The organism is Sandaracinus amylolyticus (assembly GCF_021631985.1).
GTDB lineage: Bacteria > Myxococcota_A > Polyangia > Polyangiales > Sandaracinaceae > Sandaracinus > Sandaracinus amylolyticus_A.
The window spans coordinates 5,018,900-5,030,380 of record NZ_CP070225.1 but is presented as its reverse complement, the minus strand read 5'-3'; the positions used below and the strand labels follow the sequence as shown (position 1 = coordinate 5,030,380).

Here is an 11,481-nt window from a genome sequence, read left to right as displayed (position 1 = left end):
GGGGCCCGTGCTCGGACAGTCCTCGCGATTGCGTCCTGCTGCGGTCGTGGTGACTGATGCGCGGGGTTCTCGTCAGCGCGGGCGCTTCGCGACCGCGCTGACTCGCATTCGGGGCTCTCGCGGTGGCTGGTGGGCGCTGCGGAACTGCGCGCGGGCCCCCACCCCGCGCCCCGGCTGGTGAGGCTTCGGCCGCGCGGGAAGGATGAGCGGTCCTCGGTGGTGGTGGGGGACGCGTGACGAGCGAGGGCGCTTCGCGACCTCGCGCGTCACGCGGACCGACTCGCCCTTCGGGCATCGTGAGTCGAATTGCGGACTCGCCCTTCGGGCATCGTGAGTCGAATTGCGGACTCGGCGTCGTGGAATCGATTCTCACCGGTGAGAATCTGATTCTCACCGGTGGGAAGCCGCGCGGTGTGGAGGGTTCGCAGCACCCACGACGGCGACGGGCCGCCGCGTGGTGAGTCACTCGACGATGGCGCCCCTGTGCTCGGCAGTTGCGGCGTGCGCTCCGGTCACTTCAGGAGGGGGGCGAGCCACTTGCCGGTCACGCTCGCCTTGTTCTTCGCGATCTGCTCGGGGGTGCCCGTCGCGATCACGCGGCCTCCGGCGTCGCCGCCTTCGGGGCCGAGATCGATCACCCAGTCGGCGCACTTGATGACGTCGAGGTGGTGCTCGATCACGACCACCGTGTTGCCGGCTTCGACGAGCTTCGCGAGCACCTCGAGCAGGTGGCGCACGTCCTCGAAGTGCAGGCCCGTCGTGGGCTCGTCGAGCAGGTAGAGCGTGCGGCCGGTCTGGGTGCGCGCGAGCTCCTTCGCGAGCTTCACGCGCTGCGCCTCGCCGCCGCTCAGCGTCGGCGCGGGCTGGCCGATCTTCGCGTAGCCGAGGCCGACCTCGGTCAGCGTGCGCAGGACGCGCGCGAGGCTCGGGTAGGGCGAGAAGAGCTCGAGGCACTCCGCGATGCTCGTGTCGAGCACGTCCGCGATGCTCTTGCCCTTGTACTTCACGCTCAGCGTCTCGCTGTCGTAGCGACGGCCGCCGCACACCTCGCACGGGACGTACACGTCGCTGAGGAAGTGCATCTCGACGCGCACCACGCCGTCGCCCTGGCACGACTCGCAGCGACCGCCCTTCACGTTGAACGAGTAGCGCGCCGCCTCCCAGCCTCGCGCGCGCGAGTCCGGCTGCTGCGCGAAGATGTTGCGGATCTCGTCGAACGCCTTGGTGTACGTGCCGGGGTTGCTGCGCGGGGTGCGGCCGATCGGGCGCTGATCGATCGCGATCACCTTGTCGATGTGCTGCAGGCCCTCGATGCGATCGTGCACGCCGACCGGCTCGGTCGCGTTGTGCAGCGCGCGCGCGAGCGCGGGGAGCAGGATGCCGTCGACGAGCGAGCTCTTGCCCGCGCCGCTCGGTCCCGTGACCGCGACGAGGCATCCCAGCGGGAAGCTCACGTCGACGTTCTTCAGGTTGTGCTCGCGCGCGCCGCGCACGGTGATCGCGTGCTCGTGCTTGCGGCGCTTGGCGGGCACCTCGATCTTCTTGCGACCGGTGATGTAGTCCGCGGTGATGCTGCCCTTCGCCGTCGCGAGCTCGCTGGGCGCGCCCTCGAACACCACGCGACCGCCGAGGTGACCCGCGCCCGGGCCGAAGTCGATCACGTGATCCGCGGTACGAATCGTGTCCTCGTCGTGCTCGACGACGATCACCGAGTTGCCGAGATCGCGCAGGTGACGGAGCGTCGCGATCAGGCGCTCGTTGTCGCGCGGGTGCAGGCCGATCGAGGGCTCGTCGAGCACGTACATCACGCCCGAGAGCTCGCTCCCGAGCTGCGACGCGAGGCGGATGCGCTGCGCTTCGCCGCCCGAGAGCGAGGGGCCCGCGCGATCGAGCGTGAGGTACTCGAGGCCGACGTCGAGCAGGAACCCGAGGCGCGATCGGATCTCGCGCAGCACGCCCTCGGCGATGCGCGCGTCGTGGCTCGAGAGCGTGATGCTCCCCTCGCGGCGATCAGTCCGCGAGGCAGAGGGCGGAGCGAACCACGCGGCGCAGTCGCGCACCGTGCTGTTCGTGATCTCCGCGAGGCCGCGCCCGCCGACCTTCACCGAGAGCGACTCGGGGCGCAGGCGCTTTCCGTCGCACGCGTCGCACGCGACGTCGCGCATGTACTGGCGGTAGTGCTCGCGCATGCGCTCGCTCGTCGTGTCGCGATAGCGGCGCATCAGCGTGGGGATCACGCCGTGGAACTTGATGCCCCACGAGCCGTGGGACTCGCTGCCCTCCTGGCCCCAGGTGACGCGGATCTTCTTGCCCTCGATGCCGTAGAGGACGGTCTCCTGCAGCTTCTTCGAGAGCTTGCCGAAGGGCACGTCGAGGTCGACGCCGGTCGCCTCGCTCATCGCCTCGATGATGCGGAAGGTCCAGCCCTCGCCGCGCTCCACCGACGTCGCCCAGGGCGCGATCGCGCCCTCGCGGATCGACTTCGTGCGATCGGGCACGACGAGGTCGGGATCGATCTCGGTGCGGGTGCCGAGCCCGTTGCACGCGCTGCAGAAGCCGAGCGGCGAGTTGAACGAGAACGACTGCGGGCTGAGCTCGGGATAGGTGCGACCGCAGCACGAGCGCGACGCGCTGAACGTGAGCTTGTCCGCGCCATCGGGCTCGATGGTCAACTCTCCTTGACCTTCTTTGAGACCGAGCTCGACCGCCTCCGCGATGCGCGAGCGCGACGCCGCGTCGGCGACCAGTCGATCGACCACGAGCTCGATGTTGTGCTTGCGCTTCTTGTCGAGCGTGGGCGGCGCATCGAGGCGGTGGATCTCGCCGTTCACCCGGACGCGCGCGAAGCCGCGCGACGCGAGCCCCTCGAAGAGATCGCGGAACTCGCCCTTGCGATGGGTGACGAGCGGCGCGAGCACGAGGAACTTCGTGCCGTCGCGCATGGCGAGCACGTCGCGCACGATCTCGTCGGTGCTGCGGCCGCGCACTTCCTTGCCGCACTCGACGCAGTGCTGACGCCCGGCGCGCGCCCAGAGCACGCGCAGGTAGTCCTGGATCTCCGTGATCGTGCCGACCGTCGAGCGCGGGTTGTTGGTCGCGCTCTTCTGCTCGATCGCGATCGTCGGCGAGAGGCCCTTGAGGCGCTCGACCGCGGGGCGCTCGAGGCGACCGAGGAACTGGCGCGCGTACGCGGAGAGCGACTCGACGTAGCGGCGCTGGCCCTCGGCGTAGAGCGTGTCGAACGCGAGCGAGCTCTTGCCCGAGCCGCTCGGGCCCGTGAACACGACGAGCGCGTTCTTCGGGATCGAGAGGTGATCGACCTGCAGGTTGTGCTCGCGCGCGCCGGTGATCTCGATCGTGTCCGGCTCGCGCGCAGCGGCGGCGCGCTTCGAGTGGGTGGGCGTGGAGGTCGAAGGACGTGAAGCGCGGCGGGGCGGCATGGGCGCGCCCGATCTAGCACGGGTGATCGCGTCCTGAACGCATGTTCTCTGACAGTGTGCTGTCAGGATTGCCGTGGCTGGTGTGTGGACGTGTGGAGCCCATCTACATGGGCATGCTGAAGGAGCTCCGCGATTTCCTGCTGCGCGGGAACGTCCTCGATCTCGCGGTCGCGTTCGTGATGGGCGCGGCCTTCACGCGCGTCGTGACCGCGTTCACCGAGGGCATCCTCATGGCGCTCGTCGCGGCGGCGGTGGGCGAGCCGAACTTCGACGACCTCGCGGTCGATCTGAACGGCACGCCGATCCGCTACGGCGTGTTCCTCACCGCGCTGGTGAGCCTGCTGCTCGTCGGCACCGCGCTCTTCGTCGTGGTGAAGGGCGTGAACGCGCTGCGCAGGCCCACTCCCGCCGCGCCGGTCGAGAGCGATCACGACGTGCTGGTGCAGATCCGCGACGCGCTGCGGACGCCGACGCCCACGATGTGACGATCACCGTGGCGTGCAGCCGCGGCGCGCGAGCTCGGCGACGATCGAGGCGAACGCGACTGCCTTCGTGATCGTCGCGTCGACGCCCGGCGGTCGAGGGTCGATCGGTGCGCCGCTGAGCAGGAGCACGACGACCTCCGGCGCATGGGATCGCAGCGCCGGCACGAGGTCGGTGCCGCGACCGTCGTCGAGGTGCAGGTCGAGGAGGGCCGCGTCCCACCGCGCGCCCTCGGCGAGCCGTGCGCGTGCGGCTGCGAGCGACTCGGCGGTGTCGACCGTGTAGCCCTCGTCCTCGAGGAGCGCGGCGAGCGTGAGGCGATTCCCCTCGTCGTCGTCGAGCAGGAGCAGATGCGCTCGGGCGTGCGGCGCGTCGGAGGCGATCACCCGTGTGACGCGCAACGCCACGCACGCACCGCGGGGCGCGGGCTGGATCGCGAGCTCGCCGCCCATGCGACGCAGCGCGCGCTCTGCGATCGCTAGGCCGAGCCCGAGGTGGCCGGGCTTGGTGGATCGAAGCGGCGTGCGTGCGGCCGCGATGTCCCCGAATCCCGGGCCGGTGTCGCGCACCTCGAGCAGGATCGATCCGTCGTCGGCGCGCGCGGAGAGCGCGATCTCGCCCGCGCTCCCGACCGCGTCGTGGGCGTTCTCGAGCAGCATGCGCAGCGCGATCGCGAGGTCCTCTTCGCTCCCGCTCGCGACGAGCCCGTCGGGCACCTCGACCCGCACCGCGACGCCGGGCGCGATCTCGGGCGCGAGATCGTCGAGCGCGCGACGCAGCGCCACGCTCACGCGCGCGTGCTCGGTCGGGCCGGTCGCGACCGCGGCGCTCGAGCCGACCAGCTCGTCGGCGCGCTGCGCTTCGCTCGCGATGACGTCGAAGAACGTGGAGACACGCGCGTCCTCCTCCCACAGCGGCGTCTTCGAGGTGCGGCGCCGCAGGTAGAACGCGGCGTTGCGGATCGCGGCGAGCCGGTTGCGCAGGTCGTGGCGCAGCGCCGACGTGAGCTCGTCGGCGATCGCGGCGCGGATCGCGAGGGCCAGCGGGCGCGTCGTCATCGCGGGCCTCGCGGCTCGGATGCGCGGGCACGTGCGATCGCGCGCATGAGCTCGCGGGCCGCGACCGGCTCGCGGAAGCAGCCGAACGCGCCGCGCGCGAACGCCTGCCGCACCAGCGCGCCGGTGTCGTCGGCGCAGAGCGTGATCACCGCGATGCGCGGATCGAGCGCGCGCACGCGGGCGACGAGCTCGAGCCCGTCCATCTCGCGCAGCCGCAGGTCGGTCACGCACACGTCGACGTCGGCGCTCTCGAGGATCGTGATCGCCTCGCGGCCTCCGTGCGCGGCGCTCGCGCGCAGCCCCGACTCGCGCAGCGCCACGGCGATCTGCTCGGCGTCGTCGCGCACGTCGTCGACCACGAGCACCATCGGCAGGCGCAGCGCGCGCGTGAGCACGGTGCACGCGCGCTCGAGATCGAAGGGCTTGGGCAGCACCGCGAAGACGCCGCCGTCGACCGCGTCGGCGATCAGCTCCTCGGCGGTGAACGCGGTCATGAGCACGACCGGGAGCCCGGGGCGCATCGCGCGCACGCGACGCAGCAGATCGATCCCGCTCTCGCCGGGCATGCGGATGTCGGAGAGGACGAGCGAGACGTCGGCGCGATCGAGCGCGGCGACCGCGGACGCGACTCCGTCCGCCTCGACCACCTGGAAGCCCTCGAGCTCGAGGTTCGCGGCGAGCGTGGTGCGCACGCCTTCTTCGTCGTCGACCACCAGGATCGTCCGGATCGTCATTCCGCTGCCTCCGCGCGCGCGGCGCGTGCCGCAGGGAGCTCGATGGTGAACGTCGTGCCGCGGCCGACCTCGCTCGCGACCGAGATCGTTCCGCCGTGTCGCTCGACGAGGCTCGCGACCACCGCGAGGCCGAGCCCGGTGCCCTTGGTCTTCGTGCTGAAGAGCGGCTGGAACACCTTCTCCATCACGTCCTTCGGCATGCCGGTTCCGTCGTCGCGCACCTCGATGCGCCACGGCACGTCGCCGCCGCCCGACGCGCCCACGACGACGCTCCCCCGTCGATCCTCGGGCACCGCCTCGGCCGCGTTCTGCACGAGGTTCATCACGATCTGCCGGAACTGATCGCGATCGAGCTCGGGCACCGGGAGATCCGGCGGGACTTCGTTGACGAGCGCGACGTCGTCGCGGTGCGGGACCACGTCGAACGCCTCGTCGACCAGCTCGCGCAGCGGGCACGACGTCATCTGGGGCGTGCGTGGGCGCGAGAAGTCGAGGAGGTTCGCGATGATCTTCTCGCTCGCGTCGATCTCGCGCTCCGCGATGCGGAGGAACGTCGGCACCTTGGGATCGAGCTCGGTGTGTCCCGCGAGCTTCTTCGCGATGAACGTGTGCGCGTTGCGCACCGCGGCGAGCGGATTGCGCAGCTCGTGGCCGACGCTCGCCGCGAGCTGGCCCACCGCCGCGAGGCGCTCGACGCGCAGCAGCTTCTCCTGCTGGCCCTCGATCTGCGCCTGACGCAGCGCGAGCGCCCGGAGCTCGCGATAGCCCTGCAGGCAGTTGAGCACGAGGAACACGTCGATGAACACGACCCAGCCCGCGTGCTCGAGGAAGCGCCACCACTCCGGGCTCGAGAGGCCGTAGACCGACTCGGGCCAGAGCGCGCCGCGCACGAAGTGATCGGCCGCCACGACGATGGTCGCGGGGATCAGCACCGTGACGTCGCGATAGAACGCGAGGATCGCGAGCGAGCCGAAGACGTGGAAGTGGGTCTCGATGCGTCCGCCCGTGAGGTGGATGAGCAGCGCGGACCACAGCATCTGCGCGCACGCGACGACGTAGCGCGTGGTCGCGCGACCGGGCTGCAGCACGACGAGCGCGACCGGCAGCGCGGTGATTGCGCCGCCGAGCAGCACGGCCGCGTAGAGGTGCGCGTGCACCGAGCTCTCACGTCCCTCCCACGCGAGCGGCGACGCGATCCACGCGATCAGCACGGCCGCGATCCACTGCAGCATCATCAGCGCCGCGAAGGGCCGATCGGTGCGGCGCAGGTGGCGATCGTAGTCCTCTCGGAAGATGCGCTCCGCGCGCTCCTGCTCCGACGTCGTCATGGTCCCCCCTCGCGCTCGGCGAGCGCGCAGCCGAACACCGCGCTCTCCGAGCCATCGACTCGTTCTCCCTCGACCAGCGCGACGATGCGGCGGCGCCCGAGGTTGTCGCCCTCGTGGGCGCGCATCGGCGTGATGCCGCCCGAGAAGAGCAGGCGTCCATCGCGCGCGTAGAGGTACGTCTGGCCCGAGGTCGCGGCGCCGAAGCGCGCAGCCTCGCGACCGCCCTCGTCGCGCACCGTGATCACGCCGGCGAGGCTCTCGGCGCGCCGCTGGAGATCGGAGTCGTCCCAGTCGACACCCTCGGGATGCACGAAGAGCACGTACGCGCGGATGCGTCCCGCGAGGCGCGTCGTGATCACCGCGAGCTCGGAGAGGCTCGCGCGCGTGCAGGTGCAGCGCGGGTGCGCGACCAGCACGAGCGTCGGCAGGCTCGGATCGAGCGCGAGCGCGTCGGACGCGGGCCACGTCGGCGGTGCCTCGGCGCGCGCGCCCGGCGTCGCCGCGTGGTTCATCAACACGCCCATCCCGCCCGCGACGACGAGGGCCCACACCGCAATCGCGATCGGGAGCGCGCGTGACCGAGGACGAGCGGAGTCGGGCGCTTCACCCGCGAGCGTCTCGAGCTCGTCGGGCGCGCTCACGCGCCGCGCTTTCGCAGGCGACTGCTCGCGGTCTGCGCGGCGTCGACGGCGCGTCGCATCTGGGCGAACGTCGCGGCGCGCTGGATCGACTCGATCAGCTGCGCGGGGTCGCAGGGCTTGAGCAGGACGCAGTGGAATTGATCGCCATCGGGCTGCGTCGCGAGCTTGTAGTCGCGCATGCCGGTGACGAGCACGAAGCCGACGTCGATGGCGCGCTCGCGCAGCCTCCGCAGCAGCTCGAGCCCGTCCATCCGCGGCATCTTGTAGTCGCTGCAGACGACGTCGAAGGGCTGCTCCTCGATGCGCTCGAGCGCGCGCGCTCCGTCGGATGCGACGACGACCTCGAAGTCGTCCTCGAGCACGGCGCTCATCGACTGCAACAACACGTCTTCGTCATCGACGAGTAAGACGCGCCAGCGTGTGGCCTGCGGCATGGCTGACTTCGAGCCTACGCCGCGTGCGTCTCGCGTGTCTGCATCCAACACGGAGGATTGCGCCGAAAGCGGAACGCCGGTCGGAGACGGCGCGGCCCTCTTCGGGCCGCGCTCTCCGCTCGCTTCGCAGCTACTTCGTGCCGAACAGACGATCGCCGGCGTCGCCCAGGCCCGGGACGATGTAGCCCTTCTCGTTGAGCTTCTGATCGACCGCGCACGTCCACACCGGCACGTCGGGGTGGGTCTCGTGCAGCGTCTTGATGCCCTCGGGCGCGGCGAGCAGACACATGAGCTTGATCGACTTCGGCCCGCGGCTCTTGATGCGATCGACCGCCGCGACGGCCGAGTTGCCGGTGGCGAGCATCGGGTCGACGACGATGACGTCGCGATCCGCGAGGTCGCCCGGGACCTTGAAGTAGTACTCGACGGCCATGAGCGTCTTCGGGTCGCGGTAGAGCCCGATGTGGCCGACGCGGGCCGACGGGATGACGCGCAGCATGCCGGTCAGGAAGCCGTCACCGGCGCGCAGGATCGAGATGATCACGAGCTTCTTGCCCTCGATCACCGGCGCGTCCATCTCGGCGATGGGCGTCTTGATGCGCTCGGTGGAGAGCGGGAAGTCGCGCGTCAGCTCGTACGCGAGGAGCATGCTGATCTCCTCGAGCAGCTGACGGAACTGGCTGACGCTCGTGGTCTCGCGGCGCATCAGCGAGAGCTTGTGCTGGACGAGCGGGTGGGAGACGACGTGGACCTCGGGGGACATGGAGCCTCTCGTTCTTGAGCGATCGTTTCAGAATGCTGTCAGCTGGAGTGCTCGCGGGCGGAGGGCCGCACGGGAGCGCGCGGAGCACGCGGACTGCGCAGTTCAGAACACGGTGCCGTCGGACACGACCTGGATCGGCGGGCCGCCGCCTTCGCGCTTCTCGCGCGCGACCTCGCGGCCCGCGGCCCAGGTGCCGCCCTCGAGCACGTTGCAGAGCGGGAGCTCGGCGGCGCTCTTGCCGAGCGCGGCGCGCACGCGCGTCGCGGTCTCGTCGAGCAGCGCGACGGTGAGCGCACGCCACTCGACGATCACCTCGTCGCCGGGCGCATGGGCGCTCGTGAGGATCTCGGCGCGACGCGGCGCGAGCACGCCTTCGTCGACGAAGAGACCCCCGTTGCGGTACTCGGCGAGGCCGGTGAGCTCGTCGAGCGAGGTGACGCGGATGCCCGCGTGCTCGAGCGGCTCGACGAGCGAGTACGCGAGCCACTGCGAGAGCTTGTGGAACGGCACGAGGCCCTTGGTGAGGCCCTCGCCGCCCGCGTGCGGATGACGCCACACGTCGCCGAGGTTCACGCCCGCGAGCTCGATGCGGCCCGGCCAGATCGGCGCGAGGCCCTCGAGCAGCACGGCGAGGACGAGGCGCGCGGGGAGCTCGCCCTTCGCGTCGACCTGCGCGCGGAGGTGATCGTAGAGCCCTCCGAGCCGCGGGTGCTCTGCGCCGAAGAGGCGCGGCGCGGCGCGCATCGCGGCGCCGAGGCGGGTGAGCAGCGAGGCGCGCCCCTCGAGCCCGACCATCGGGTTCGCGTCGCTCACCTGGAAGCCGCGCGCGAGCGTGCCCGCGTCGACGCGATCGAGCCCCTCGGCGTCGGCGCGCTTCGACTTCCGATCACCGCTGAAGAGCCCGTCGCGGAACATGTGAAAGCTCGCAACCGCGAGACCCTCGCTGCGATCGTAGTCGCGCGCGCCTCCGTTCCCATTCGCCGCAGAGGCCTCGTGGTAGCGCCACTTCGTGCCCGCGCCGGCGTCGAGCAGCACGCTCGTGATCGCGAGCTCGAAGCGCACGCGCGCCTGCTCGTCGCGATCGAGCGCCGAGATCTCGCGATCGAACGACGCGACGCGATCGACCTTGCCCGCGCGGAAGTGCCCCCAGCGGCTGTGATAGGGGATGCGCAGATCGGGGTACGCGGCGCGCGTGACGCGCACCACGCGCGCCACGACCGCGTCCATGCGATCGATCCGCACGTCGAGATGCGCGAGCTCGCCGCGCAGGCCCGCGTCGAGGATCGCGCGGCAGCGCGCTCGGATCGTCGAGGGCGAGCGCAGGAGCGCGATGTCGCTCTCGCTCACAGCGCGCGCCCCTTCGTCTCGCGCAGGCGCTCGTCGGTGACGACCTCGCCCGCCGAGTAGTAGCCCGCGGCCATCTTCGCCTCCATCTCGACGCGCGCGTCGGCGGGGATGAGCTCGTCGGGGATCTTCACGCGCTCGCCGATCTCGATGCCGCTCCGCGTGAGCGCGTCGTGCTTCATGTTCGACATCGACACGAAGCGATCGATCTTCGTGATGCCGAGCCAGTGCAGCGCGTCGGGCATGAGCTCCTGGAAACGCATGTCCTGCACGCCCGCGACGCATTCGGTGCGCGCGAAGTACTGCGCGGCGCTGTCGCCGCCCTCCTGCCGCTTGCGCGCGTTGTAGACGAGGAACTTCGTGACCTCGCCGAGCGCGCGGCCTTCCTTGCGGTTGTAGACGACGAGACCGACGCCGCCTTCCTGCGCGCTCTTCACGCACTCCTCGATGCCGTGGGTGAGGTAGGGGCGGCACGTGCAGATGTCGGAGCCGAACACGTCGGAGCCGTTGCACTCGTCGTGCACGCGGCAGGTCAGCGAGTGCTCGCGGCTGCCGAGCTTGCTCGGGTCGCCGAAGACGTAGACGGTGTGCCCGCCGATCGGAGGCAGGAACACGTCGAGGTCGGGGCGCGTGACGAGCTCGGGGAACATGCCGCCGGTCTGCTCGAAGAGCGTGCGCCGCAGCGTGTGCTCGTCACACCCGAAGCGCTTCGCGATGCCGGGCAGCCACCACACCGGCTCGATCGCGGCCTTGGTCACGACGACGTCGCCGTTCGCCTTGAGCACGGTGCCGTCGGCGTGGAGGCGACCCTTCTCCATCGCGTCGCGCAGCTCGTGCATCTGCAGGTGCGCCTTGGTGACCGCGATGGTGGGGCGGATGTCGTAGCCCTGCGCGATCTGCTCGGCGAAGACCTCCTGCACGACCGCGCCGAACGGATCGATCGAGACGATGCGCTCGGGATCGCCCCACTGCGGGTGCGGCCCGAAGCGGTCGGTGGGTGCGGTGTTGGTGAGATCGGAGCGATGATCCGCCTGCAGCGATCCCGCGGCGACCGCGAGCGCGCGGTAGACCGCGTACGCGCCCGAGTGCGTGCCGATCGCGTTGCGGTGCTCGGGCTTCGAGAGCGTCGCGATCACCGGGCCGCGCTGGCGCGGCTCGGGGTTGCCCCATCGGATCGGCATCGCGACCTCGCCGGTCGGATGCGAGGTCAGCTGGATGTGCTTGCGCGGCTTCTTGTTGTCGGTGGTCATTCGCAG

The 11,481-nt window shown here is 70.9% G+C and carries 10 protein-coding genes; 1 reads left to right on the top strand and 9 read right to left on the bottom strand.

Translation table 11 applies throughout. The features are described from left to right. Positions 1 to 512 precede the first annotated feature (512 nt). Positions 513 to 3,440, bottom strand: coding sequence for an excinuclease ABC subunit UvrA (gene uvrA, locus I5071_RS21215; protein WP_236607324.1), 2,928 nt, complete (start codon positions 3,438 to 3,440; stop codon positions 513 to 515). A gap of 80 nt (positions 3,441 to 3,520) precedes the next feature. On the opposite strand from uvrA, the gene mscL reads away from it, so the two are divergent. Next, complete coding sequence (gene mscL / locus I5071_RS21210) at positions 3,521 to 3,925, top strand: large conductance mechanosensitive channel protein MscL (RefSeq protein WP_236607323.1); 405 nt, start codon at positions 3,521 to 3,523, stop codon at positions 3,923 to 3,925. A 3-nt stretch (positions 3,926 to 3,928) separates the two neighbouring features. Here the strand turns inward: mscL and I5071_RS21205 are convergent, their stop codons facing one another. From I5071_RS21205 to I5071_RS21170, 8 genes are all read right to left on the bottom strand, one after another. Further along, positions 3,929 to 4,981, bottom strand: coding sequence for a hybrid sensor histidine kinase/response regulator (locus I5071_RS21205; RefSeq protein WP_236607322.1), 1,053 nt, complete (start codon positions 4,979 to 4,981; stop codon positions 3,929 to 3,931). Further along, positions 4,978 to 5,715, bottom strand: coding sequence for a response regulator (locus I5071_RS21200; protein WP_236607321.1), 738 nt, complete (start codon positions 5,713 to 5,715; stop codon positions 4,978 to 4,980). Before I5071_RS21200 ends, I5071_RS21205 begins: the two co-directional genes overlap by 4 nt. Next, a complete protein-coding gene (locus I5071_RS21195) occupies positions 5,712 to 7,043 on the bottom strand; it encodes a sensor histidine kinase (RefSeq protein WP_236607320.1) in 1,332 nt (443 codons plus the stop codon). Before I5071_RS21195 ends, I5071_RS21200 begins: the two co-directional genes overlap by 4 nt. Further along, positions 7,040 to 7,684: a RedB protein gene (locus I5071_RS21190; RefSeq protein ID WP_236607319.1), complete on the bottom strand. Its 645-nt coding sequence runs from the start codon at positions 7,682 to 7,684 to the stop codon at positions 7,040 to 7,042. Before I5071_RS21190 ends, I5071_RS21195 begins: the two co-directional genes overlap by 4 nt. Beyond that, complete coding sequence (locus I5071_RS21185; RefSeq protein WP_236607318.1) at positions 7,681 to 8,118, bottom strand: response regulator; 438 nt, start codon at positions 8,116 to 8,118, stop codon at positions 7,681 to 7,683. The genes I5071_RS21190 and I5071_RS21185 overlap by 4 nt, the downstream gene beginning before the upstream one ends. Before the next feature lie 130 nt (positions 8,119 to 8,248). Next, entirely contained in the window at positions 8,249 to 8,881 is a 633-nt protein-coding gene (upp, locus tag I5071_RS21180; protein WP_236607317.1) for a uracil phosphoribosyltransferase, read from the bottom strand. Positions 8,882 to 8,983: 102 nt separating this feature from the next. Continuing rightward, positions 8,984 to 10,228, bottom strand: a complete 1,245-nt coding sequence (locus tag I5071_RS21175) for a URC4/urg3 family protein (RefSeq protein ID WP_236607316.1) — start codon at positions 10,226 to 10,228, stop codon at positions 8,984 to 8,986. Continuing rightward, positions 10,225 to 11,475: a GTP cyclohydrolase II gene (locus I5071_RS21170; protein ID WP_236607315.1), complete on the bottom strand. Its 1,251-nt coding sequence runs from the start codon at positions 11,473 to 11,475 to the stop codon at positions 10,225 to 10,227. Before I5071_RS21170 ends, I5071_RS21175 begins: the two co-directional genes overlap by 4 nt. Between the last annotated feature and the right edge of the window lie 6 nt (positions 11,476 to 11,481).